The organism is Paraglaciecola arctica (assembly GCF_018861065.1).
Taxonomy (GTDB): domain Bacteria; phylum Pseudomonadota; class Gammaproteobacteria; order Enterobacterales; family Alteromonadaceae; genus Paraglaciecola; species Paraglaciecola arctica_B.
The window spans coordinates 33884-58150 of sequence record NZ_JAHKQO010000036.1 but is presented as its reverse complement, the minus strand read 5'-3'; the positions used below and the strand labels follow the sequence as shown (position 1 = coordinate 58150).

Sequence of the window (24267 nt, the reverse complement as noted above, 5' to 3'; positions counted from 1 at the left end):
CCATAGATTGCCGTGGCGGGCCAAGCTAATGAATAATCTTAATCAATTACTAGTGTGGTGGGAAAGTTAAAGACTAAAATTGTTTATCAATACGTACCGAGCCATCAGACAGATAAATCATGCGAATTTTGTCTTGTGGGTGGAATAACATTTGCTGATCTAAATCCTGCACCACCATATATTCATCACCATTATCGATACTGATCATCAATTCAACCAATTCAATCGTAATTTGTTGGTTAGGTGTACGGTCATTGCTCGCGATTGAACTGCCTAAAATGGCACCCAAAATGGTACTAATGGTGCGTCCACTGCCGCTACCAAATTGATTGCCTATGGTCCCACCAACAAGTGCTCCACCAAATACCTTCCAGCCGTGGCTACGATCTTGCAATAGTTCTGTTTCTGTAATTCTTCGAACTGAAGTGACTTTACCAAACAATACTTTATCAACGGGAACCGCTTTGTTGCGCTCGTAGTCAGTTGCAGCTAGAGACAGATTAGCGAATAATAGAGTGACGCAGATTAGCAGTGCTCTCATGATATAACCCTCGTTGTTGTTTGATCTAAGCAATTTACTGATTACAACCTACCAACCCACCAATTTTTTGCTGCTGGTTTTACGTATTTCAGTCTCGTCAGCCCATTCAACTAAGCCACTCTCTAAGTCCATTAAGCGCATTGTAAATTTATAATATACGTCTGATTTATCCGAACTGGTTTTGACTATACTGGCTAAATTCCCATACAACATATATTCAGCGCCGACTTGTTTACCAAACTGGAGAGCTTTGTCTGGATTCACTAAGCCACTTTCATTTTGATAATCGATTTGCTCACGCACGGCGTTCACTTTATCCATATCGACAAAGCGAAATTTACCCGAGCGCAGTAATTGAGTCGAGATAGAGTCTGATAACGACTCAGTATCAATATGTTCGCTGGTTTTGTTTTTAATAGAATCAACAAACACAATCGGGCGGGAATGGGTTGTCATGGTTCCTACAACCGGAGATTGTATAAGTGACTCAGTCATTTGCTTGGCAATGGTTTGTAAATCGGTTGAGCCAAAATTAATATCGGTAGTTTCCACTGCTTGGGCATCGCCATAACTTACCACGGTTTTATTGGCACAACCTGCTAATAGACTTATTGATAAACCCACAACGCTTAATAGCAGTAACTTTTTCATTAACTTTTCCTTCTATTCATTTTATTTTGGTCACCTTGTTCGTTTACATAAACAATCTGTATGCAGATGACCTTGCCATAGATGTGGGCACTACAGGGGTTGATATCAATGGCGACATGTTCAATTCTAGTCATATCGGCGCTGTGGCGAAAGTATCAGATAGGACGTTTTTAGTCTTAGTTTCACAACGATGTAAACTTATGACCTTGAAAACTTCCAATAGTTGTCATATTTAATAACCCAATTCGATTAGGTCGGATCTCTACTTCAATTGACTGCGTTTTACCGCCAACACGAACATCAATTTGTTGCTTTCCTGCGGGTAAGGTCAGTCTTAATATTTGCACTTCGTCAGGTAAGGTTAGCCAACTGCGAGTATCTGCTTGTTCGGAAGTTGCGTTGTACAGCACAGCTAGAATATTACCTATCTCTCCACCTTGTTTACTCATGGAGCTGCGAAGCTGCTCTTTGGCAGCAAGTCGCATGGCTTGACGAGTGACTAGGCCTGGCATTTGTTCCTGAAGTTGTTTGGAGGCCAGAGATTGTAATCTGACTATTTGCTCTGATGAATAGTTTTGTCCTCTAACATTGATTTGTAATGGGGGATAGCTAGTCAAAGCACCGGTATAAACCGGTAACGCTAAACTAAAGAGTCGCGGCTGATTAACGCGACTATAAATAGGCAGATTGATTCTCACTTCTTGTTTAGGATTGATCGCGCCATTTTCGACGATAATAACAAGCTCTCCACCGCCAGCAATGTCACTTGATTGGTACGCACCAAATTGACTAGTAAATAATGCTAGATCATCCTTCATTTTGAGTTTACTGGCCAAACGAAGTACATCTTGCTGCAAATAGTGGTTGTTAGGATAAATTTCTAATGCGCGTTTGTAATCGATGTAGGCGTCATTAGGCTGTGAAGCGGCTTCATACAAAATGGCTGATAAATAAAAGGTGTAGGCATTCTGAAAACCATTCTTAATATCACCAATCATGGCAGACATTGATGGGTACGCTTGTTTTAATGAGTTGTTATCAAAGCTTGTTTGTTCGCTTAACAATGCTTGTTGGTTTTGTTTCAGCGCGTTTTCTTGCACTAAATTCGCCCGCCGTACTTCAACTAAGGCACTTTCAAGCTTTCCTAAAAATAGATAATTCAGAGCTTGGTAGCTATGTAACATTGTTTGTTCATACGTTGGCACTTGGTATGTTATGACATTGTCACTACTGACTAAAGCCGCCACGTTTGAGATGCCTTTACTGACTCTAAGCTTAGCCTTATTTGCTTCTTCATCTAATACTTTGGAGACCAACGCAAAATCTTGGCGGCTTTGCTCCCAGTCATTCGCCAGATAATGTAAACGAGCCTTCTCGAGTAGATTTAAGGTGTAGTTATTTTGATTGGTTTTAGGCTCTACTATCATAGCTGCAGCGGTTTTAAAGTCCCCCTTTAATTGTGCTGTTCTGGCATTTCTGAGTTGTTCGGCATAATCAGAAAATAATTCGGTAAACCCCATGCTGCTGCAGCCAGCGATACTCAAAATTACGCAAAAAGTTGCTAGGGCTCTCAATGAGTAGGGCTTGCCCAGAAAAGTAAAGGTTAACGATGACATAAAGGACACAATTTTAGAATCATGTAATAACAGACTTTAATCTTATTCAAATAAAAAAGCCCCGATAATTTTTGCTATCAGGGCTTCTAAATTTCAAAATGACAATTACTCGTCTAAGAAACTTTTAAGTTGCTCAGAACGGCTAGGATGACGCAGCTTACGCAACGCTTTTGCCTCGATCTGACGAATACGCTCTCGGGTAACATCAAACTGTTTTCCTACTTCTTCCAAAGTATGGTCGGTATTCATATCGATACCAAAACGCATTCTAAGAACTTTCGCTTCTCGGGCAGTTAATCCGGCTAATACTTCTTGGGTAGCATCTTTCAAGCTGCCACCTGTCGCCGAATCTAAAGGCTGCACTATAGTGCTATCTTCAATGAAATCGCCTAAATGTGAATCTTCGTCATCACCTATTGGTGTTTCCATTGAAATCGGTTCTTTGGCAATTTTTAAAACCTTACGTACTTTGTCTTCTGGCATTAACATGCGTTCTGACAATTCCTCAGGAGATGGTTCACGACCCATCTCTTGCAACATTTGACGAGAAATACGGTTAAGTTTATTAATCGTTTCAATCATATGCACAGGAATACGAATAGTACGGGCTTGGTCGGCAATTGAGCGGGTGATAGCCTGACGTATCCACCATGTTGCATAAGTCGAGAACTTATAACCACGACGGTACTCAAACTTATCTACCGCTTTCATCAAACCAATATTACCTTCTTGGATAAGATCCAAGAATTGTAATCCACGGTTAGTGTATTTCTTCGCAATGGAGATAACCAAACGCAAGTTGGCTTCGACCATTTCTTTCTTTGCGCGTCGGGCTTTGGCTTCACCAATAGACATACGGCGATTGATATCTTTGATATCAGCAATAATTAATCCAGTTTCATCTTCAACTGAATTCATTTTGCCAATTGCTCGTTCTAGTTCTTCTTGGTGAACTCGCATTTCTACTGCATAAGGCAAAGTTGAGTCTAGTATCTTGAACAACCAGTCAGTCGATGTTTCATTACCAGAAAAGGCTTTAATAAAGTCTTTTTTCGGCATATTCGCTGTGTCTACACAGTGTTTCATCACTATGCGCTCTTGAACACGAATTCGATTCATCATGCTTCGCATGTTTTTAACCATGCGATCAAATTGTTTTGGCGTCAGTCTAAATTCTTTAAATACTTCGCTTAGTTCAAAAATTTGAACTCTGGCTTCTTTGTGTGAACGACCTTTGGCATTGATGACGTCTCGTGCCTTTTCGTATTGAACACGAAGTGCTGTGAATTTTTCACGAGCTAATTCAGGATCTGGACCTGTATCTTCTTCTTCATCTTCATCGTCACTGTCGTCGTCTTCATCTTCTAACTCTTCTTCAGATAATTCAGAACCAATATGTGTGGCGGTTGGCGCAACGTCTTGTTCGTTTGGATCAACAAAACCTATTATAATATCGCTAAGGCGAATTTCTTCAGCCTCAAATAAGTCCCATTGGTCAAGTAAATAAGTAATCGCTTCAGGGTATTCAGCTACAGAACACTGTACTTGATTGATCCCTTCTTCTATACGTTTGGCGATAACAATTTCGCCTTCACGAGTCAGCAATTCAACTGTACCCATTTCTCGCATATACATACGTACTGGGTCAGTCGTTCGACCAATCTCACTTTCTACTGTTGATAGAGCTTGAGCTGCGGCTTCAGCGGCTTCATCATCAGTATCGCTTTCTTGCATCAAAAGCTCATCTTTATCTGGGGCAGTTTCAAATACCTTGATGCCCATGTCATTGATCATACGGATGATATCTTCCATTTGATCTGAATCGACAATATCTTGGGGTAGGTGGTCGTTAACTTCCGCGAAAGTCAAATAGCCTTGTTCTTTACCTTTAGCAATGAGGAGTTTTATCTGCGACTGCTTGCTTTGCACCATATAACTTACGCTTCTCGAATTAGTTGAATATTCATCAAAATCTCTCTGTGAGAGGATTCACGCTCTAACTTGTTTAATATACCCAGTAAATACTTTGTATTTAGTGCGGTGTTAGCGAATTCGCCAGTATAGCAGACTCACTAGGCTTTGGGCTAGATCTTGGGTCATTTTTGTTCTTTTACAAGGCTACTTTTGTTCTTTTATTAATAGGTTGAGTTCTTGTTTTTCTGCATCGGTTAATTTGCTCACCCTAGATTTGGAAAACAGTTCATCCATACGGCTTTGTAAATGCCAATCAAGTAGCTTAGCGAAACTATCTTCAAATACTGCGGCTTGGTTTTGTTCAGCATATTCCCACATCATTAATTTAGCCAATTGTGCACTTTGGGCATGACCTCGAAAATGTTCCAGAACTTGGGCTGTGTTGGCTTGTGGTTTGGCTAAACAATATTGATAAAGTTCAATTAACATGGCCATACCTGGAATGCCTATTGCGGCTAAAGGAGAAGGGTCTGCTGCAATACATTTAGTCGCTAAACCAGGATCATCTAACAATAATCGTATCATCATACGAACCGGTGATATGGTGCTCTTGTTGGGCGTATTAAAATCTAACTTTTTGGGATTGGTTCTTAGATTGGCTTGGGCAATGTCACGCTCTAATCGATGTTTGTTTTGGTCACCCATATGATTGCTTAAATCAGCAAATAAAATTTCCTTTATGTTTTCACCCGCTATTTGCTCAATTAATGGTAATGCTTGAGCTTTTAACGCTGCTTTACCTTCGTGACTGCCAACATGATGGCGTTGTAATAAATTGTCAAAAAAGAACTTCGACAAAGGAACCGCGTCCTTTGTTAGGGTGTTTTCAAAAGCTTCTTTGCCAATTTTACGCACTAAGGTATCTGGGTCTTCACCGTCTGGTAAAAATAGAAATTTCATTTCTACACCGTCTTTTAAGAAAGGCAGTGCATTTTCTAATGCGCGCCAAGCCGCTTCTTTGCCTGCACGATCACCATCGTAACAACACACTACTTCAGAGGTCGCACGGAATAACATTTGAATGTGCTCTGGTGTGGTGGCGGTTCCTAGTGATGCAACAGCGTAGTCGATTCCAAATTGACCAAGGGCAACTACATCCATATAACCCTCAACAATCATCACGCGAGCTAAATTGCGGTGAGCTTGTTTAGCTTGATAGAATCCATATAGCTCATGGCCTTTATGAAATATTCGGGTTTCTGGCGAGTTTAGATATTTTGGCCCGCCGTCTTCCAATACCCGACCGCCAAAACCTATGACTCGCCCGCGTTTATCGCGAATTGGGAACATGATACGGTCGCGGAAAAAGTCGAAACGTCTTCTGTTATCATTTTCTGTTATGAGTTTGAGATCGAGTAATTGTTCTTGGTAAACAGGGCTTTTTCCGAAGGTTTTTAACACCGAATCCCACTCAGGTGGTGCGTAACCCATATCGAAAGCTTTCACTATTTCTCCGCTCAGCCCTCGTTTTTTTAGGTAATTTACTGCTTTGTCTTTGTCGGGATGAACTTTGAGTTGCTGGGCAAAGTATTTAGCGACTTTTTCCATTAGCTCGTAATCGTTTTCTTTTTGTTGTTTTTGCTCTGCTGAAGGAGCAGGTGCACTGCCTTTTTCTCGAGGCACTTCAATACTATGGTATTGGGCTAACTCTTCGATTGCTTCCGGAAATTCTAGGCGATCAAATTCCATTAAAAATGAAATGACATTGCCATGTGCACCGCAACCGAAGCAATGATAAAACTGTTTGTCTTGGCTAACCGTAAATGAAGGACTTTTTTCGTCGTGGAATGGACAGCAGGCTTGGTGGTTGCGACCCGCTTTTTTCAGGCGAACGCGACTATCAATTATTTCAACAATGTCTGTACGAGCAATAATGTCATCAATAAACTCGCGGGGAATACGACCAGACATTATACCTTCTTAAATACTCAAAAACGGGTGAAACATAATGCCATAAAGTTTGAAAACTTTATGCACTTAAACAAATAAACCGCATCTGCGTGCGGTTTATTATTATTGAACTACATATGAGTTTGCTATGAATTAAGCTTGGCTTTTATTTTCCCACTTAATTTGCCCATATCAGCGCGGCCTTGAACTTTAGGTTTTAACAAGCCCATGACTTTACCCATATCCTGCATACCTGACGCACCTGACTCTTGCATCGCTTCCACGATTAACGCATCAAGCTCTTCTTCGCTAAGGGCTTTGGGCATAAACTCTTGTAAAATTACAATTTCTGCTTGTTCAATATCAAGTAAATCTTGTCGACCAGCTGTTTCATATTGGCTGGCTGCATCTTTTCGTTGTTTTACCATCTTGATTAAAATAGCAAGCACACCATCATCATCTAGCGCAACATAATCGGCATTAGTACGCCCATCGATTTCATGTTGCTTTACGGCAGACAAAGCCATACGAATAGTACCAAGACGAATTTTGTCTTTGGCACGCATAGCGTCTTTTTGTGCATTTTTTAAATCATCTAATAATGACATACAATGACTCTGTAAAAACGGAAAAAGGATGTTTGATAAGATATGTGATAAAACGACTTAAAGCGCATTATTTACAACAATAACGCGCTCCAGAAGAGATTTAGTACAATCTAATGCGACGAGCGTTTTCGCGAGATAACTTCTTCAAAAGACGTTTCTTAGCGGCAGCTTTCTTACGCTTACGTTCCCAAGTAGGTTTTTCAAAAAATTCGCGACGACGAACTTCAGAAAGTACACCTGCTTTTTCACATGAACGTTTAAAACGACGCAATGCAACATCAAAAGGTTCGTTTTCTCTAACTTTAACGATTGGCATTCAACTCTCACCTCAAAAAAATAAAAACATATCGGCCGGTATAAGTAATAGCCAGCTCGGTTAAAAATGGTGCGGAATTCTAATCCTATCCTCAAAGGATGTAAAGTCCTGTTGAACTAAAAATCCTAATAATTGTAACAAATGTCAGATTAGATTGGAGGTTTATGCGCTAATCAGTAAAATGCCGTCAGTTTAAAACGTTTGTGTTAGAAATTGAATATGCGTGTATTAGGTATCGAAACCTCATGTGATGAGACTGGTGTTGCCATTTACGACGAACAACAAGGCTTGTTGTCGCACCAATTATATAGTCAAGTAAAATTGCATGCAGATTATGGTGGCGTGGTGCCAGAGCTTGCGTCTAGAGATCATGTTCGTAAACTTGTGCCTCTAATAAAACAGACTTTATTAGAAGCAGACTGCAGCGCTGAGGACATTGATGGAATTGCTTTTACTAAAGGACCAGGTCTAGTAGGGGCTTTATTGGTTGGCTCATCGGTTGCCCGCAGTTTGGCTTATGCTTGGAACAAGCCGGCAGTAGGTGTACATCATATGGAAGGGCATTTGCTTGCTCCAATGTTAGACGAACCAGCGCCAGCGTTTCCTTTTGTCGCTCTTTTGGTTTCTGGTGGTCATTCGATGATGGTGAAGGTTGCGGGTATTGGACAATACCAGGTATTGGGCGAATCAGTCGATGATGCCGCTGGCGAAGCCTTTGATAAAACTGCAAAACTATTGGGATTAGATTATCCAGGAGGCCCCTTATTGGCAAAATTGGCTGAAAAGGGAGAAGCGGGGCACTACGATTTTCCGCGGCCTATGACTACGAAACCTGGCTTGGATTTCAGTTTTAGTGGTTTGAAAACCTTTGCCGCGAATACTATTAGAGCATCAGACGGCTCTGAGCAAACTCAGGCCAATATTGCTTTTGCCTTTCAAGAAGCCGTAGTTGATACCTTAGCTATCAAGTGCAAGCGAGCTTTGAAACATACCGGATTAAAACGTTTGGTTATTGCCGGTGGGGTTAGCGCCAATAAACAACTACGTGAAGACCTAGCCATTATGATGAAAAAAATTAATGGTGAAGTGTTTTATCCACGATTAGAGTTTTGTACTGACAATGGCGCGATGATAGCGTACGCAGGTCTACAAAGGCTCAAAGCAGGTGAAATTGAAGCAATGTCTACTAAGGCAAGACCTCGTTGGTCGTTGGAAGAGTTGCCGCCAATCTAGTGGTTATTTTTCTGAGATATTTTACTTTCTTGCCCGTGTAACAGCCGAATAATATTATCTTTGTGACGTAGCACTATTAAAAGGCTCAATATAGCGACGGGTAAACTGTATTCTGGTTTTAACAACCATGTGAAAAAAGGTGCGAGACTGACAGCTACAATCGCAGCTAAAGAAGAGTAGTGAGTGAGTCGCACTACTATTACCCAAGTCACTATTAATATTGCCGCTAGGTCTAAGCCTAGTGGTAGAATGGCACCAAAAGCGGTAGCCACAGCCTTACCCCCAGAAAAACCAAAGAACAAAGGGTACATATGGCCTAAACACGCCATCACTGCAACAAAGGCTAGATTAATTGGCTCCAATCCCAAATAATAACTTGCCCAAACTGGCACGGTGCCTTTCAGTACATCGAAGATTAACACTAAAATTGCTGGCAGCTTTCCACCTAAGCGCAATACATTTGTTGCTCCAGGATTACCTGAACCTTGTGCTCTAGGGTCACCTAATTTAAAAAGTCTACAAACTAAAATGGCGCTGGAAATAGACCCCACTAAATAGGTGCAAGCAAATATTAAAATTGTAAGTGCTGTCATGTACTTGTATTAAGAATGGGTTACAATTTAGCAGAATATACCAAACACCAATAAAATGCAGCGCGGATCACTAATGGATAAAATTCATATTGAAGGGCTCGAGGTCTTAGCGTTAATTGGCGTATATGACTGGGAAAGAAAACATCAGCAACGTTTAATAGTTGATGTAGAGCTAAGTGCCGACCTTTCAATGGCGGCACAAACAGATGATGTAGAAAAAACACTTAATTACGCCGAAATAGCCCAAGGAATAACTGTTTTTGCAGCCAATAGCCAATTTAAATTAATTGAAGCGTTGGCTAGCCATATGGTCGACTGGTTGTTACAAACTTTTCCTTTGCTGAAAGTTGTGCGATTAAAACTAAGTAAGCCAGATATTTTAGCTAACGCTAAAAACGTTGCAGTCGAATTTACTAAGGAACAAACTTTTTGAGTATTGACGCTGAAACATCACATACTATTTATATCAGTGTCGGTAGTAACGTGGAAAAAGAAAAACATACCAAAGCCGGTCTACAAGGCATGTATCAAGCATTTGGTGAATTAACTCTTTCTTCTGTTTACGAAAGCGAGTCTGTCGGGTTTGAAGGTAACAACTTTTACAATTTGGTGGTGAAGGCCAATACCCAATTGTCTATTTCGGACGTGTGTCGTGTCCTTAAAAAAATAGAGCAAGATAATAAACGCCAGCGTGGCGAACAAAAATTTGCGCCTAGAACCCTCGACTTAGATTTGCTTTTATACGACACTTTAGTCACTTCTCAGCCAATTCTATTACCCCGTCCAGAGATCCTTTTTAACGCATTCGTATTAAAACCACTGGCCGAAATTGCTGCTGAGCAAATTCATCCTGAAGTGAACAAAAACTACAGCAAACTTTGGCAAGAATATGACAAAAGCCAACAGAAACTGTGGGCAATTAAATTTGAATGGAGTCCAAGCAATACATGACGTTAATTGAAATTATTATCTTGGCTATTATACAAGGGGTAACTGAGTTTTTACCCATCTCTAGTTCAGCCCATTTAATTTTACCCTCGCAGGTATTAGGCTGGAATAATCAGGGCATGGCTTTTGATGTGGCCGTTCATGTGGGAAGTCTGCTAGCAATTATTATCTATTTTCGTGACGATATCTGGCGTCTTGCTGGAGCTTGGTTTGGTCACGGCCTTAGTTCACAGCAAACCCCAGACAGTCGCTTGGCATGGTGGGTTATAATTGGCACATTACCCGCTATATTCTTTGGGTTTGTTTTTAAAGACTTTATCGAAATTTATACACGTTCGGCTCTAGTGATTGCTATCACCACCATAGGATTTGGTTTGTTACTTTGGTACGCAGATAGTAAAGCCTCACAGACTAAAACCGTACATCAAATTACTTGGAAAAACGCGATTTTTATCGGTCTTGCGCAAGCCATTGCAATTATACCCGGTACATCACGCTCCGGAATAACGATGACTGCTGGATTGATGATCGGTCTAAACCGTGAAAGTGCCGCCAGATATTCCTTTTTATTGTCTATCCCGGTTATTTTGGGGGCAGGGCTACTGGCTACTTTAGACTTATTACAAAACCCTAATCAGGTTGATTGGAATGCGTTATTGTTTGGAGCACTCTTTTCATTTGTAAGTGCTTATGGATGTATATACTTATTTTTAGCGTGGATCTCTAAAATAGGAATGCTGCCATTTGTAATCTACAGGTTGATATTAGGCTCAGCATTATTATTGTTTATTTTCATTTAGGAAGGAAAAACTATGAGCGCAACGATTTTTACTAAAATAATTAATAAAGAAATTCCTGCTGATATCCTTTATGAAGACGAATTGGCATTGGCATTTAGCGATATTAACCCCCAAGCTCCGATACACTTTTTGGTTATTCCCAAAAAGCCCATCAAAACCATAAATGACATTGAAGACACCGATAAAGCTTTAGTGGGCCACCTTTATTGGGTCGCGGCACAACTAGCGGAAAAAATGGACTTTGCGAAAGACGGATACAGAGCAGTCATGAACTGTAACGAAAACGGTGGGCAGACTGTTTATCACATCCATTTGCATGTATTAGCGGGTAAAGCCATGGGCTGGCCACCCTATCAAGAAACTATAAAGTCAGCTTAAGTATGATGCTTGAAGTAACGGCTTTTTTACAATCGTAGTTTTGGTGAGTTTTGGGTTTTCGCCAATCGAAATCCCAAAACCAAGATGTTGAATGCTCACAAAGTGACTAAAATCCCCGCCAGTCCATTGCCGAATAACAAGTAGCCCAGGTCCTCATAATGGACTTGAGCTGTTGCAGGGGATTTAGTAATCAAATAATTCTTCGTGTTAAAGGATTAAGTTATTTTAATCCTAAGGTGTGTATTCCTTGCTTGAAATCTATATCGACTGGAATATCGGCAGCAGTTAATCGATCAAGGTCTTGCTGCAGTTGTTCCTTGATAATGCCTTTGTCAGCTACTAACTTAGCAACCCCATTATAGTCGCCATCTCCTTGTAGAGTGAGAATGGTATTTGATAAGGCATCAATCGCTTTGCTCATATTCTGCATGTCGACTTGATATAATCCATCATCTCTACGACTAAAAGCTTGATATTCTTGGAAAAAATTGAATCTGATCATGTTGGCTTTGCCATGAGCACTGGACGCACCAAATCGAACCGAACGGAAAATCCCTGCCATAAAGGTCACATAGTAATCTTCTAACATACCCTCATCAATTACCCCTTTGGCTAGCAACTGCTGGACCATATACAGCCCTAAAATATCGGCTTTACCTTCTTCTAAAGCAGAAGCATGTTCTTTAAGTGCCTGTCGAACAGTTTGTTCACTATCTAGCACTGACTTGATGCCTAGTCCATGGGCCACTTCATGAAACATAGTATTGGCGAAAAACGCGTTGAAAGTAATATGTTGGCGTTGCTCTGGCACGATCAACTGTTTCGAAATGGGCACTAAAATATTATCGAACTTTGCTTGCATCGCATTTTTGAGTTGTAGCCGTCGAGTCCCTTTTTTAAGTTGCACTTCTTCATCGTTAGGCAAGTTGATGGCAATAGTTTTACTTCCCGCATTTGAATGCCCGGCATAATAAATGACATCGTAGGCATTTAAATCAGCATTGGCACCGGGCATTTGTGCCTTGTATTTCTCGGCAACGGGCAGGCCTTGCTGCAATTCAGGTAAGTAGGATGCATATTTACTGAGTCGTTCGCTCCATGCCAAGTCTTTTAGTAAAACGTAGGATTCAAATGCGGCTCGATAACCAAATAGTTGATCTTCATAGGTCTCAATGGGTCCGTAAACCAATTCAATAGGGTTGGTTTTCATATCCATCCAAGCATAATCAGACGCTTGGTAATTATTGGTTAATAAGGCTTCGGCGCGTAAATTAAGATAGTCGGCAAAACTCTTATCTTCTGCCAACGTGGCTGCTTTCTTAAGGAGCTGAGCTGCGCGTTTTAGCTCTTCAGCAAAATAGCTTGAATAGGGGATCGCGGTTAATTCACCTTGGTCGTTTCTGCGAACCATCGAATACAAACCATCTTTGTCAGCAAAGTTACTGTTTTCAAATTCTTCCTTGGTCATATCAGCGGGGTAAAATCGGGCACCCAATTGTTTTTCAGGTTCGCCGCTTAAAAATACTTTGTCTCCATTCAATCTGTCCCAAGGACCATAATTTATGTCCGCAAAGTTTTTGACTGCAGGGTCGCTAATGCGTGATAAAAAAGCTGCCTTATCTTCGCCAAATGCTTGTTTCCAAAATAAGTCGTCCATTATTAGCGATGCATCAATTAATACGGCCAACATTTGCTGCTGGTTATCACTTAAATGACTGATGTCTGCAGAAAGAGTAACCGGGAAATAGATATTAAGTCGGTTTTTGTACTCTGGGGTCAATGTCAGTTCTGAGGCGTTTAGGTCAGATTCTTGTACCTCGAGTGAAGTTACAGTTGTGTCATTTTGTGGTTTATTGCAGGACATAGTCAGTGTTGAACAAACTACTAATGCGATAGCTGAAATATATGATTTTGAAAGATTTTTCATTGAGTCACCTTTTTTATTGTTGTATTGCTCTAATTATCTTAATTCGAATGGAATATAACAAATTTTTCGCTTTTATTGCGTTTATCATCTCTAGTTTGCGCTATAAAGTATGCTAGCATTTACATTCTTTTACATTTAGCACTAACCTTGCTGAAATGTTCAGGTGAGACACGAAATATTTTCATCGACTTGTTCTCTAGAGGTCGATTGGTTTTGACAGGATATAGGTAAACACATGGCTACAGAAAACGCACTTCTCACTATCTTGGTAGAAAAAATTAACAACGATACATTGGTTCTACCCACCTTACCTGCGATTGCACTAAAAGTAAGGAAAGCCGCGGATGATCCAGAAATCAATTTAAACGCGATGGCCGATGTAATCAGTCAAGATCCGTCACTAAGTGCTCGAATGATAAAAATATCAAATAGTGCATATCTAGGCAGAACCGTCAAAGTCACCTCAGCGCAGCAAGCCGTTACTCGTATCGGTTTGAGACAGATTAAAAATATTTCTACCGCTTTGGCAATGGAGCAATTATTTGTTTCTAAAAACGAAATAGTAAAACAGTATATGTCGCAAATTTGGTCTGACACTATTGAGATTGTCGCTAATTCAATGGCCGCGCTGCAAGTTCATACAAAGCTCACTAAGAATCGAACTCTTAATCTTGATTCTATGATGTTAGCCGCACTGGTTCATAACATAGGGGTGTTACCTATTTTGACAGAAGCAGAGCGTCACGCAGATGTGTTTGCTAATTCAACATTCTTGGATGTTGCGATGGACAAAATGGCAGGTAAAATTGGCGCTAGCATCATGAAAGAGTGGGGATTTGAGCCAGAATTTGTGCATGTTGCTGAGAATTGGAAAGACCTTTCTGTTACGTCCGACAGTGTCTCTTATTTAGATTTAGTCAGATTAGGTGCGGCACTATGTGGCAAATTTGAGAGTCATAAAGATCAGATATTTGAAGCGTCAATCAAAAAAGGTATCGTAGAAAATTTATCTCAATTACTCACTGATGAGTTCGAAGACTTACGAGAAAGTGCAAAACTCATTTTTCAATAAGATTTAATTCATAAATCGATAAGATGCTGGATCATCCCAGCATCTTAAAATCCAAAACCTCGCTGTTAACTGACTTTTTCATCGTCTAAGTTAAATATCTCTTTCAGTCGTTTGGCAAAACGCACCACTTCACCAGACATCAAAGCAAAATTGGCATCTAATCGAGCTAACATTTGATCTTTGGGTATATCGTCATTTTGTTCTCGTATCACATCAGTGAACTTCAAACGTTTGATGCTTAAGTCTTCTTGAATAATGGCTGTGAGTGTTTCGCTCCATTCTACCGCAAGTTTCTGAACAGACTTCCCTGCTTCCAAATGATGCTTGATTTCGTCACAGTATAAATCTTGGTTTTTACAACGGATAATCGCACCTTCATCTTCTTGCGCTTTAAGTTCCGCTTCTTCTAGTACAACTATATCTGATGGCGCTGAGTCGTCTTTTAACCACGCCGTTAATTCGCCTTGAACAGAATGTCTGGCTAAAGGAACAACAGGTAAGGATCCGATGGCTTTACGTACCATCGCCAAGAAGGCTTCAGCTTTGCCGTCTGCAGAAGAGTCAACGACCACCAAATTATCTTTAGTTGAGATGAAACCATGTGTATAGCTATTTTTGGTGAAGGCCTGAGGCAATAAACGTTGAATGATTTCTTGTTTTAAATCTTGCTGTGCCTTTTTGCCAACAGGAGAGCCAGTTTCAGCTTCAATCAACGCGACTTTGTCAGCCAGCTCTGCATTAACAACCACAGCCGGCAGTATACGCTCTTGTTTCTTTAAGGTTAGCCAGATCCTGCCCGCAGTGGCATGTATTAATGCTTCGCCTTGATTGAAGGGAGAGGCCCATCCCATAGTTGCTAATTCTTGACTACCGCAGGGGCGAAATTTGAATTCACCCAGCTTGTCTTCAAAGTCTTGTTCGTCTAAGTCCATATCTTGGGTAATTGCGTAAAGCTTAAGATTTTTAAACCACATGAAAATAATCCGCTTATAGTTGAGGCTGTTTACATTTCGCGTTAAACGTCAGTATTTTCAAAGCGAAATTGAGTGCTTTGATTGCGAAAAATACACAAGCCATCTGCGCTGAGTGCGCGATTAAAAATGGCTGTAGAGGTTATCAGGAATTAGGCTTTTCTACTATGTGAAAAGGGCAGAAATATACTTAAATAAATAGCGCCCTAACCAATAATGTTGGGTTAAAAAGGGATAGTGATTTTGTACTGCAGGCCTTTGTCAGGTTCGCTGAATACTTCTATTGAGCCGCCTAAGGTTTGGGTGACTAAGTTATACATTATGTGTGTGCCTAAGCCGCTGCCACCTTTACCGCGGCGCGTGGTGAAAAACGCGTCGAAATGTCGCGCCAAAGTGCCTTCATCAAGACCACGACCATCGTCTTTATAATCGATAATCAAGTTGCCGTTTTGATCAGAAATGTCCAGAGTTATGGCGCCTTTAGGTTTATCCTCGAAGCCATGAATTAAAGAATTCATTATCATGTTGGTTAATATTTGCGCCAATACGCCAGGCGCACATTTGATTGAAATATCATCTGGGCAATGAATATCAATAGTATGCTGAGTTTTCTTAAAATTAGGTGCTAACGACTGCACTACTTCAGTCAAATATTCACTGACATTTATTTCTCTCACCGCTTCACTGGTTTGATCAACGGCCACTTGTTTAAAACTGGAAATGAGATCCGAGGCACGATTCAAATTGTTGGTTAGTAGTGTGATAGTTTGTTGAGCCTCAGACAAAAACGATGTCATAGTACTGCCAGTAAGCTTCTTATCATCATAGGCGTTTTGAAGTTTTTGGACTCTGTCTTGCAAAAAGCTGGTGGCAGTGACACTGACGCCTAATGGTGTATTGACATCATGTGCGATGCCAGCCACTAGGCCACCAAGAGACGCCATGCGTTCTGATTCAACTAGCTGATCTTTGGCCATTTGAATGGTTTCCATTGAAGTGGCTAATTCAGTATTTCGCTTACGTAGTTCATCTTCAATAAATTGGCGGTTTTCATTTTCTTGGCGTAATTCACGTTGATTGATTATCAACTCGTCTTTTTGTTGTTCCAAGTCCAACATTATTCTGCTTAATGTGGCGGTTTTTTTAGCCACTTCTTCTTCTAAAGATATATTTTGATCATCTAATCTTTGATTGGCTTGCTGCAATTCATTCTGGGTGCCAGACAACCTCGATTGAAATGCAATAATTTCATCGATTAATTTATTGTATGAGGTCTCTAAAACTTTCAGTTCATTTTCTTCCGTTATACTTAAATCCAGTTTGGAAGACTCTGGATCGTCGAGATTAAAGTCGGCAATTTGTTGGGTTAATTCGTTCAAGGGATTGGTTAACATAGTGCGAAACGCACTCATAAATAGAAAAACTAAAAAAGCGGTTTTGACTATGGCATTGCCTATTAAGAAAAGTATCCCCACTTCAATTCTGCTAAAGATAATGGTGGAACTAGAATACAAAGTCACATCGCCAACCAATGACGTCCTACCAGAGAATTCAAAAATCAATGGGAAACTATAACCAAAGGTTCCGCCAATATGATCTCTCACGACACCTTTAGTAATCGATTCGTTGTGTAGTTTAGTGGTGCGCCCTAAATCAGCGATATAGTTACTGTTCTCATCGCGAATTTGTACACCTTCGACTATGGGGAGTTCCATTAGTCCTACCGCGATGGATTTTGCTTGGATTGTATTCAATTCCCAAATGGCTCGGGTTAAACTAGTGCTGAAAGTATTTTTTAGGGTTTTCAGTTCATCTTCAATGTGGCTTTTGGCATTGAGATATTCAGTGAAAACTTGCCCTGCTGTCACAATAAGAGTTAATACAAAATAAACCGACAGCACCCTTGCTAAAAGTTTTTTGGATAACCCTTGTTTGACGTTTGGCATCGAAATTTTTATTTCCTTAAGTTTGAAGCGCACATTAAAGAACACAAAGAATATGCGGAAAAAAAAAAATAAACAAGGCATGGAGCTAAAAGGTTGATCAACAATGTGTTTTGATACCTTGTTGAAAGTTCGCAACTTAGCTTTGTAAACGAATAAAATGTTGTTTTTATAGACTAAATGTTAGCTAAAATGCCGACCGTAATAAAAGTGTCACACAAAATCTGAATAATCTAGGGCGTTGTTGGTGTAGCAAGGAACATAAAATGGCAAAACGTATTTTACTGGTGGAAGATGAAGCTCCCATCCGTGACATGTTGAAATTTGTATTAGAACAGTCTGGTTATGAAACTGTTGAGGCCGAAGATTTTCAAATAGCGCTTGAAAAAATTGTTGAGCCTTTTCCTGATTTGATTCTATTAGACTGGATGTTGCCAGGTGGAACAGGTGTGCAATTAGCGAAAAAACTTAAACAACACGAATATGCGCGAGACATACCTATCATTATGTTAACTGCTAGAGGTGAGGAAGAAGACAAAATCCGAGGTTTGGAAGCTGGCGCTGATGATTATGTCACTAAGCCGTTTTCACCCAAAGAATTGATAGCCCGAGTCAAAGCTGTGATCAGGCGTGTGTCGCCTACCTCGAGTGAAGACGCCATTGATTATCAAGGTTTGAAACTCGACCCGCTTTCACATCGTGTTACCTCTAACGAGACGCCCATTGATATGGGGCCTACTGAATTTAAACTTCTACATTTCTTTATGACCCATGCAGAGCGTGTTTATAGTCGTGAGCAGCTTCTGGACAATGTGTGGGGCACCAACGTTTATGTCGAAGACCGAACCGTTGACGTGCATATTAGAAGGTTACGTAAAGCCTTGTCTGAGTATGCCCATGATAATATGATTCAAACAGTTCGTGGCGCAGGGTATCGTTTTTCTAGTAAAGTGTAGAAATAGTAGGCTAAGTGGTATGCAGCCGGTTTATGGCTTGGGTTAAATGGATAGGTTAATCATTCAAAGAGGAATAACACCCTAATGCAAAGCTCTTATCCATGGTTGAGAAGTGTTGTTGGAGTCGTGATTTTTCTGACTTCTTGCACCTTGCTTGGCTTATATTTTAATCAGTTACTCCTTGCCTTATTGATTGGCGCGTTTTGTTTGCTAGGCTGGCATTATTGGCGTCTTTACAGACTTAACCATTGGTTATGGCATAGTAAGAAAATTTCTCCTCCTACTGCGAGGGGAATTTGGTCAGATATATATCAAGGAATATACAGCTCTAATTTAAGAAGTCGTGATAAACGTAAAGCATTAGGTGAAATCATTCGCCGTTTTCGGCAGGGTTCAGAAGCGCTGCCTGACGCGGCAATTATAATTGATAAAAACGCTGAGATTACTTGGTGCAATCGACTCGCTCGCATTGAATTAGGCCTAAGTTGGCCTGAGGATATGGGAAAGAAAATTTACGAGCGTATTGATGATAAGCAGTTTATTACCTTTTATCATGCCAACCGTTTCGAGCAACCCATAGAGATTACGTCGCCAATCAATCCAAATAAAGTTTTGGAATTTAGAATGGTGCCTTATGAAGATGATAATTTGATGGTTGTCGTTCGTGATGTAACGCGCCTGACTCAAATAGAAAAAATGCGCAAGAATTTTGTAGCAAACGTCTCACATGAACTAAAAACCCCGCTAACCGTTATCAATGGATACTTAGAAATGTTGCCTGAAAATGGTGACATGCCAGAGCCAATGATGAAAAAAGCCATTTCTGAAATGCGCTCTCAATCGGTACGAATGCAAAGTTTAATTGAAGAATTGTTGGTGTTGTCTCGTATTGAAGCCAGTACCGAAAGAGCATTTGAAAAACTGGTCAATGTCCCGCAATTATTGTGGCAAATTCAGGTTGAGGCAGACGCCCTAAATAGAGAAAAAAAGCACAAAATATTTTTTGATATCTCACCCATTTTGTATGTCTATGGTATTGAAACTGAACTTCGTAGTGCGTTCTCAAATCTTATTTTTAACGCGATTAACTATACCCCCAACGGAGGGGTCATCGAAGTAAAATGGACGCTAGAAGGCAAGCAGGTCAAATTCAGCGTAAAAGATAATGGTTATGGTATTGCCTCAAAACATATTGAACGTTTGACCGAGCGTTTTTATCGCGTAGACAAAGCTCGATCGAGAACTACCGGTGGCTCAGGTTTAGGTTTGTCCATCGTGAAACATGTACTGTCACACCATAATTCTTTATTAACTATCCAAAGTAAGTTGGGTAAAGGCTCCACTTTCTCGTGTAGTTTTTCACCTGAGCAAACTTATATAGTTGAAAAAAACTCGAGTTCTTAAACATCCTCTAAACATCAAATCTGCTTAATCTCTCACTTTTGATGGGTCGTCTTTCTTTCACAACGTTTGTGATCCTATAGTTGTGACTTTTGACCTATTCATTTTTTAAATTTATATGCCATGATTGTTAAAACATCTCTTAGGCTTTTGTTTTAAGAGGCAGAGTTGGCAATATAAATACTAAATTATGCAGAGGTTAGGGTGACGGATAAAAGTGAGTTATTGCAGCAGCTTAAACTAGACAGAAATCAAACACAGCAAAACACTGGTACAAAGGTGTGGAAAATAGCGCTGCTATTGCTTGTTTGCTGTGCATTGTCAATTTGGATCACCCTTAGCTATTTTGTGCCAGAGCAATCAGGTTTACAACAGAATAAGCCAGAGGTTCAAATCAATAAGGTTCAAGCTGAGTATACAAAAGTGACAGAGACTGCTTCCTCAGAAATACAACCAAGTGACACGATTTTAAATTCCTCCGGTTATATTACCGCAAGGCGAATGGCAACCGTTTCTTCTGAAGTCATGGGGCTTATTACTCAAGTTAATGTCGAAGAGGGTATGAATGTTGAAGAAGGGCAAATACTGGCGACGTTAGATAGCAATTTGGCTAAAGTCAATTTTGACTACGCTCGAGCGCAATTAGATGTGTTACAAGCAAGGCGTAAAGCGATTCTCGTTAATCTCGAAGAAGCAAAAATCAATTATCAGCGAATTCTTAAAAACCCTTATTCAAGTGAAGCGGAGCGCACCAGGGGATTCGCTAATCAACAAAGTTTGATGGCCAATTTAGAAAGCGCTGAAGCGGACCTTCAAGTCGCTAAAGTGGAAATTCGCAGGCAACAAGAGCGACTAGAAGACCATACCATCAGAGCGCCCTTTAGCGGCGTAGTGACACAAAAAAATGCACAACCTGGAGAAATAGTCGCGCCGTCATCTGCGGGAGGTGGATTCACCCGCACAGGTATTTGCACCATAGTGGATATGAATTCATTGGAAATAGAAGTGGATGTCAACGAATCCTTTATTGGACGTGTGTATCCCGGTCAAAAGGTTAATGCCACTTTAGACGCTTACCCTGACTGGCTGATACCTGCCTCTGTTATCGCAACTATTCCCACCGCAGACAGGGCGAAAGCCACAGTGCAAGTTAGAATCAAAATAGAATTAACAGACTCCAGAATACTCCCAGAAATGGGCGTCAAAGTTGGGTTTATGAAAGACAATTAGTTTGCCAATTGCGCCGCAAATTAAAGGATAATCAAAGGATAAGAAAATGAGTAATCAAAATTTATTTGAATTAAATCAAGTAGCAAAGCGATTCACTAAAGGTAAGGAAACCATCAGCATTTTTCAGGATTTGAATATGCAAATTAAAGACGGAGACTTTTTAGCCATTATGGGGCCTTCGGGATCCGGAAAAACGACTCTGCTTAATTTACTCGGTGGCGTAGACCAACCCACAGAAGGGCAAATTACCTTCGATGGACAGCGTATCGACAACCTTAGTGAAAGCCAATTGGCAAAATGGCGTGCCAATAATATTGGGTTTATTTTTCAATTCTACAATTTAATGCCGATGTTAAATGCTGCACGAAATGTTGAGTTACCTTTGCTACTGACTAACCTAAGCCGCAGCGAAAGACAAAAACAAGTGAAAATAGCCTTAGAGTTAGTTGGGCTAAGTGATAGAGCGGATCACATGCCGAGCGAAATGTCAGGTGGTCAGCAGCAACGCGTAGCTATAGCGAGAGCGGTAGTGTCTGATCCTAAGTTTTTACTTTGTGATGAGCCAACGGGCGACTTAGACAGACAAACCGCGGATGAAATTTTACAAACACTTCAGCTATTGAATGAAAAGTTTGGCAAAACCATTGTTATGGTGACCCATGACCCTTCGGCTGCCAAATTTGCGAAACAAACCGTGCACCTCAATAAAGGCGAGTTCGTTAAAGCCGAGGAGTTATCGGCATGAAAGATTTGTATTTAGTCTACAAAAACTTAACCCGAAAAAAGATGCGCTTGTTTCTAACTACCTTTGCCATCTTTATCGCGTTTCTTATTTTTGGGGCCATTATGACACTTCGTGGCGCCTTAAACTCTGGAGTTGAAATGTCCGCTGACAATCGTTTGGTGGTGGTACATAAAACCAACTTTACCAATCCTTTACCCTATTCCTATGTGAATAAAACCCAGGCAATTGAAGGCGTTAAACAAGTGACTCACGCAAACTGGTTTGGCGGTTACTACCAAGAGCCCGCAAATCAAGTGGTGACCTTTGCAGTTGAGCCAGAAAGTTACTTGGCTGTGTATCCTGAGCTAGTGATTGAGCCCGAACAACGTAAAGCATGGCTGAATAATCAAGCAAGCATATTGGTTGGAGAGCGTATTGCTTTAGCCAATGGTTGGAAAGTAGGCGACCGCATTCCGCTTTCATCGAATATTTTTTCTCACAAAGAAGGCGGGCAAACTTGGGATTTTGTCATCGAAGGTATATTTAGAGGAGCAGAACAAAAAACCGATACCAGTTATCTGTTGTTTCATTATAAATATTTCAAAGAAACCCAATCTTGGGGAGGCGACAGCATTGGTTGGCTAATTCTAACCACAGAAGACGCAGCAATGAACGAAAGCGTAGCCAAGGCCATAGACAATAATTTCGCTAATTCCAATGCCGAAACTGATACCAGCACCGAGCAAGCGTTTAATAAAGCCTTCATAGAACAAATAGGCAACATTGGACTGATTATCTTTGGCGTTGTGTTTATGGCATTTTTTACGATTTTAATAGTGGTAGGCAACACTATGGTTTTGGCCATTAGAGAGCGAACTGCCGAGATTGCAGTGTTAAAAACACTGGGTTTTGCATCGATACGTATATTTAAAATGGTTTTAATTGAGTCTTGCTTGTTGGCCTTTTTAGGTGGGCTACTAGGATTAGGCGGGGCTTATTTATTGATACAAGGTGCGTCAGAAAACTTAGCGAGGTTTTTGCCCAATTTAGTGTTGGACCAAAATATTCTGCTTCAAGCTTTAGGGTACATGCTGCTGCTAGGTTTAATTACTGGAATTGCACCGGCAATAAGCGCCTTGAAACTCAATATTATTACTGCATTTAATAGGGGCTAATTATGAGTAATCTAATGTCACAAAGTACCGCTGTCATAGTGATGAATATTCGTAGCTTGCCTAGACGGTTATGGATGTCACTGGCGATGGTTTTTGCCAGCGCAGTGGTGGTCGCGATTTTATTAGCCTTTTTAGCTATGGCTAAAGGCTTTGAAGCCACCATGCAAAGTGCTGGATCTGATGATGTCGCCTTTTTTATGCGCACCGGGTCTGCCGCAGAGTTAAACAGTTCTGCCTCAAGGGAACAGGTCAATTTAATCGAAAATGCGCCAGGTATTCTCAAAGATGAACAGGGGCCGTTAGTCTCGCCCGAGTTATATGTGATAGTGGACGGGGTAAAGAAAAGCACGCAACAGGAAGCGAATATTCCTCTTCGAGGCTTAAGTCAGCGAGGCGTGGACATGCGCAATGGCTTTACTTTAACTGCAGGGCGAATGTTTACACCCGGCACAGATGAGTTAATTGTTGGCGCGGGCATATTACGTGAGTTCGATGGTTTTGACTTAGGTCAGGAGATTCGATTTGGTAAATATACGTGGAAAGTAGTCGGGGTGTTTTCAACAGGTGGCAATGTGTTTGAAAGCGAGTTATGGGCAGATGCTAAGGTGATTCAAAATTTGTACAACCGTGGTAGCTCCTATCAGACGGTGAGAGCAAGAATTGGTTCATCTGATGATCTAACGGCCATAAATGAATATTTAGAATCAGAACCCAGGCTGACACATGAAGTGCAAACTGAATCCGCTTATTTTGCCACTCAAGGTAAAAGCCTCGAATACATGGCAATTTTTGGCTGGGTGATCAGCTCAATTATGGCGTTGGGAGCCTTAGCAGGCGCGCTCAATACTATGTATACCTCAGTCTCTGATAGGTCTATGGAAATCGCCACATTACGTGCCATTGGTTTTAGTTCTTTGTCGGCCTTTATCGGCACTATGGTTGAGGCTATGACGTTAGCTGTAATTGGTAGTTTAGTGGGGGCGTTAGCCGCGTTTATATTTTTTGACGGTATGAATGCGTCCACGCTAGGAGGCAGTTTTACCCAAGTGGTGTTTAGTTTTCAGCTTACCTCAGAGCTGTTTATTCAAGGTATCACTTTGGCCTTAATTATTGGATTTGTTAGTGGTTTTTTCCCCGCTTGGCGAGCTGCCAGAGTGCCAGTGATAGTGGCGTTTCAATCTGCAAGGTAAGTGATGTTAACTTGCTAAAACTAGGCCTTAATAAAAAGCCGAGCATTCAATACTCGGCTTTTTTGGTTTTGTGCACTCTTCGATGGTTTTTTATCTAAGTCTCATTTAAGGTGATAGCCTAAAGCTGTAT

23 protein-coding genes are annotated in these 24267 nt (G+C 40.8%); 12 read left to right on the top strand and 11 right to left on the bottom strand.

Features of this window, described 5'->3' with window-relative positions:
* Positions 1-73 precede the first annotated feature (73 nt).
* From KO534_RS13565 to rpsU, 7 genes are all read right to left on the bottom strand, one after another.
* Positions 74-541 carry a glycine zipper 2TM domain-containing protein gene (locus KO534_RS13565; RefSeq protein ID WP_215930209.1) on the bottom strand — a complete coding sequence of 156 codons (468 nt, stop codon included), beginning with the start codon at positions 539-541 and terminating at the stop codon, positions 74-76.
* 48 nt (positions 542-589) lie between these two features.
* Positions 590-1192, bottom strand: coding sequence for a penicillin-binding protein activator LpoB (lpoB, locus tag KO534_RS13560; RefSeq protein ID WP_215930208.1), 603 nt, complete (start codon positions 1190-1192; stop codon positions 590-592).
* A gap of 182 nt (positions 1193-1374) precedes the next feature.
* Positions 1375-2808 (bottom strand): COG3014 family protein, encoded by a 1434-nt coding sequence (locus KO534_RS13555; RefSeq protein WP_252732148.1) that lies wholly within the window; start codon positions 2806-2808, stop codon positions 1375-1377.
* A gap of 105 nt (positions 2809-2913) precedes the next feature.
* Positions 2914-4797 (bottom strand): RNA polymerase sigma factor RpoD, encoded by a 1884-nt coding sequence (rpoD, locus tag KO534_RS13550; protein ID WP_354667951.1) that lies wholly within the window; start codon positions 4795-4797, stop codon positions 2914-2916.
* Positions 4798-4926: 129 nt separating this feature from the next.
* The gene (gene dnaG / locus KO534_RS13545) at positions 4927-6693 is read right to left on the bottom strand and encodes a DNA primase (protein WP_215930206.1); all 1767 of its coding nucleotides are present in this window, start codon (positions 6691-6693) and stop codon (positions 4927-4929) included.
* Positions 6694-6818: 125 nt separating this feature from the next.
* A complete protein-coding gene (locus KO534_RS13540) occupies positions 6819-7280 on the bottom strand; it encodes a GatB/YqeY domain-containing protein (RefSeq protein WP_215930205.1) in 462 nt (153 codons plus the stop codon).
* A 100-nt stretch (positions 7281-7380) separates the two neighbouring features.
* Positions 7381-7596 (bottom strand): 30S ribosomal protein S21, encoded by a 216-nt coding sequence (gene rpsU, locus KO534_RS13535; protein WP_006991319.1) that lies wholly within the window; start codon positions 7594-7596, stop codon positions 7381-7383.
* Between the two features lie 219 nt (positions 7597-7815).
* Between rpsU and tsaD the strand changes: the two genes are divergently transcribed.
* Positions 7816-8829, top strand: coding sequence for a tRNA (adenosine(37)-N6)-threonylcarbamoyltransferase complex transferase subunit TsaD (gene tsaD / locus KO534_RS13530; RefSeq protein ID WP_215930204.1), 1014 nt, complete (start codon positions 7816-7818; stop codon positions 8827-8829).
* Here the strand turns inward: tsaD and plsY are convergent.
* The gene (gene plsY / locus KO534_RS13525; RefSeq protein ID WP_215930203.1) at positions 8826-9422 is read right to left on the bottom strand and encodes a glycerol-3-phosphate 1-O-acyltransferase PlsY; all 597 of its coding nucleotides are present in this window, start codon (positions 9420-9422) and stop codon (positions 8826-8828) included. The two genes, tsaD and plsY, sit on opposite strands and share 4 nt — an antisense overlap.
* 73 nt (positions 9423-9495) lie before the next feature.
* Between plsY and folB the strand changes: the two genes are divergently transcribed.
* The 4 genes from folB to KO534_RS13505 are packed head-to-tail and all read left to right on the top strand — an operon-like array spanning position 9496 to position 11548.
* Positions 9496-9855 carry a dihydroneopterin aldolase gene (folB, locus tag KO534_RS13520; protein WP_215930202.1) on the top strand — a complete coding sequence of 120 codons (360 nt, stop codon included), beginning with the start codon at positions 9496-9498 and terminating at the stop codon, positions 9853-9855.
* Entirely contained in the window at positions 9852-10373 is a 522-nt protein-coding gene (gene folK / locus KO534_RS13515) for a 2-amino-4-hydroxy-6-hydroxymethyldihydropteridine diphosphokinase (RefSeq protein WP_215930201.1), read from the top strand. Before folB ends, folK begins: the two co-directional genes overlap by 4 nt.
* Positions 10370-11170 carry an undecaprenyl-diphosphate phosphatase gene (locus tag KO534_RS13510; RefSeq protein WP_215930200.1) on the top strand — a complete coding sequence of 267 codons (801 nt, stop codon included), beginning with the start codon at positions 10370-10372 and terminating at the stop codon, positions 11168-11170. Before folK ends, KO534_RS13510 begins: the two co-directional genes overlap by 4 nt.
* A 12-nt stretch (positions 11171-11182) precedes the next feature.
* Positions 11183-11548 carry a histidine triad nucleotide-binding protein gene (locus KO534_RS13505; RefSeq protein WP_215930199.1) on the top strand — a complete coding sequence of 122 codons (366 nt, stop codon included), beginning with the start codon at positions 11183-11185 and terminating at the stop codon, positions 11546-11548.
* Between the two features lie 220 nt (positions 11549-11768).
* Here the strand turns inward: KO534_RS13505 and KO534_RS13500 are convergent, their stop codons facing one another.
* Complete coding sequence (locus tag KO534_RS13500; RefSeq protein WP_215930198.1) at positions 11769-13475, bottom strand: dipeptidyl-peptidase 3 family protein; 1707 nt, start codon at positions 13473-13475, stop codon at positions 11769-11771.
* 235 nt (positions 13476-13710) lie between these two features.
* On the opposite strand from KO534_RS13500, the gene KO534_RS13495 reads away from it, so the two are divergent.
* On the top strand, positions 13711-14547 hold the full coding sequence (locus KO534_RS13495; protein WP_215930197.1) for an HDOD domain-containing protein: 837 nt from the start codon (positions 13711-13713) through the stop codon (positions 14545-14547).
* Positions 14548-14612: 65 nt separating this feature from the next.
* Here the strand turns inward: KO534_RS13495 and rdgC are convergent, their stop codons facing one another.
* Both rdgC and KO534_RS13485 read right to left on the bottom strand, forming a co-directional pair.
* Positions 14613-15521 carry a recombination-associated protein RdgC gene (gene rdgC, locus KO534_RS13490; RefSeq protein ID WP_215930196.1) on the bottom strand — a complete coding sequence of 303 codons (909 nt, stop codon included), beginning with the start codon at positions 15519-15521 and terminating at the stop codon, positions 14613-14615.
* Between the two features lie 221 nt (positions 15522-15742).
* Positions 15743-17464 (bottom strand): sensor histidine kinase, encoded by a 1722-nt coding sequence (locus KO534_RS13485; protein ID WP_215930195.1) that lies wholly within the window; start codon positions 17462-17464, stop codon positions 15743-15745.
* Between the two features lie 263 nt (positions 17465-17727).
* Between KO534_RS13485 and phoB the strand changes: the two genes are divergently transcribed.
* The 6 genes from phoB (at position 17728) to KO534_RS13455 (ending at position 24137) form a co-directional block, all read left to right on the top strand.
* Entirely contained in the window at positions 17728-18417 is a 690-nt protein-coding gene (gene phoB / locus KO534_RS13480) for a phosphate regulon transcriptional regulator PhoB (RefSeq protein WP_215930194.1), read from the top strand.
* An 84-nt stretch (positions 18418-18501) separates the two neighbouring features.
* Positions 18502-19821, top strand: a complete 1320-nt coding sequence (phoR, locus tag KO534_RS13475; RefSeq protein WP_215930193.1) for a phosphate regulon sensor histidine kinase PhoR — start codon at positions 18502-18504, stop codon at positions 19819-19821.
* 201 nt (positions 19822-20022) lie between these two features.
* A complete protein-coding gene (locus tag KO534_RS13470) occupies positions 20023-21048 on the top strand; it encodes an efflux RND transporter periplasmic adaptor subunit (RefSeq protein WP_215930192.1) in 1026 nt (341 codons plus the stop codon).
* A 46-nt stretch (positions 21049-21094) separates the two neighbouring features.
* The gene (locus tag KO534_RS13465) at positions 21095-21793 is read left to right on the top strand and encodes an ABC transporter ATP-binding protein (protein ID WP_215930191.1); all 699 of its coding nucleotides are present in this window, start codon (positions 21095-21097) and stop codon (positions 21791-21793) included.
* On the top strand, positions 21790-22947 hold the full coding sequence (locus KO534_RS13460) for an ABC transporter permease (protein ID WP_215930190.1): 1158 nt from the start codon (positions 21790-21792) through the stop codon (positions 22945-22947). Before KO534_RS13465 ends, KO534_RS13460 begins: the two co-directional genes overlap by 4 nt.
* A gap of 2 nt (positions 22948-22949) precedes the next feature.
* On the top strand, positions 22950-24137 hold the full coding sequence (locus KO534_RS13455) for an ABC transporter permease (RefSeq protein ID WP_215930189.1): 1188 nt from the start codon (positions 22950-22952) through the stop codon (positions 24135-24137).
* Positions 24138-24267 lie beyond the last annotated feature (130 nt).

What these genes read in the sequence shown, in the direction of transcription:
- phoB (WP_215930194.1), top strand. Translation starts at nt 17,728, where the DNA reads ATGGCAAAACGTATTTTACTGGTGGAAGATGAAGCTCCCATCCGTGAC.
- rpsU (WP_006991319.1), bottom strand. Translation starts at nt 7,596, where the DNA reads ATGCCAATCGTTAAAGTTAGAGAAAACGAACCTTTTGATGTTGCATTG.
- KO534_RS13455 (WP_215930189.1), top strand. Translation starts at nt 22,950, where the DNA reads ATGAGTAATCTAATGTCACAAAGTACCGCTGTCATAGTGATGAATATT.
- KO534_RS13565 (WP_215930209.1), bottom strand. Translation starts at nt 541, where the DNA reads ATGAGAGCACTGCTAATCTGCGTCACTCTATTATTCGCTAATCTGTCT.
- dnaG (WP_215930206.1), bottom strand. Translation starts at nt 6,693, where the DNA reads ATGTCTGGTCGTATTCCCCGCGAGTTTATTGATGACATTATTGCTCGT.
- phoR (WP_215930193.1), top strand. Translation starts at nt 18,502, where the DNA reads ATGCAAAGCTCTTATCCATGGTTGAGAAGTGTTGTTGGAGTCGTGATT.
- KO534_RS13500 (WP_215930198.1), bottom strand. Translation starts at nt 13,475, where the DNA reads ATGAAAAATCTTTCAAAATCATATATTTCAGCTATCGCATTAGTAGTT.
- KO534_RS13505 (WP_215930199.1), top strand. Translation starts at nt 11,183, where the DNA reads ATGAGCGCAACGATTTTTACTAAAATAATTAATAAAGAAATTCCTGCT.
- KO534_RS13540 (WP_215930205.1), bottom strand. Translation starts at nt 7,280, where the DNA reads ATGTCATTATTAGATGATTTAAAAAATGCACAAAAAGACGCTATGCGT.
- rdgC (WP_215930196.1), bottom strand. Translation starts at nt 15,521, where the DNA reads ATGTGGTTTAAAAATCTTAAGCTTTACGCAATTACCCAAGATATGGAC.
- folB (WP_215930202.1), top strand. Translation starts at nt 9,496, where the DNA reads ATGGATAAAATTCATATTGAAGGGCTCGAGGTCTTAGCGTTAATTGGC.
- KO534_RS13465 (WP_215930191.1), top strand. Translation starts at nt 21,095, where the DNA reads ATGAGTAATCAAAATTTATTTGAATTAAATCAAGTAGCAAAGCGATTC.
- plsY (WP_215930203.1), bottom strand. Translation starts at nt 9,422, where the DNA reads ATGACAGCACTTACAATTTTAATATTTGCTTGCACCTATTTAGTGGGG.
- KO534_RS13555 (WP_252732148.1), bottom strand. Translation starts at nt 2,808, where the DNA reads ATGTCATCGTTAACCTTTACTTTTCTGGGCAAGCCCTACTCATTGAGA.
- lpoB (WP_215930208.1), bottom strand. Translation starts at nt 1,192, where the DNA reads ATGAAAAAGTTACTGCTATTAAGCGTTGTGGGTTTATCAATAAGTCTA.
- KO534_RS13510 (WP_215930200.1), top strand. Translation starts at nt 10,370, where the DNA reads ATGACGTTAATTGAAATTATTATCTTGGCTATTATACAAGGGGTAACT.
- KO534_RS13485 (WP_215930195.1), bottom strand. Translation starts at nt 17,464, where the DNA reads ATGCCAAACGTCAAACAAGGGTTATCCAAAAAACTTTTAGCAAGGGTG.
- KO534_RS13460 (WP_215930190.1), top strand. Translation starts at nt 21,790, where the DNA reads ATGAAAGATTTGTATTTAGTCTACAAAAACTTAACCCGAAAAAAGATG.
- tsaD (WP_215930204.1), top strand. Translation starts at nt 7,816, where the DNA reads ATGCGTGTATTAGGTATCGAAACCTCATGTGATGAGACTGGTGTTGCC.
- KO534_RS13495 (WP_215930197.1), top strand. Translation starts at nt 13,711, where the DNA reads ATGGCTACAGAAAACGCACTTCTCACTATCTTGGTAGAAAAAATTAAC.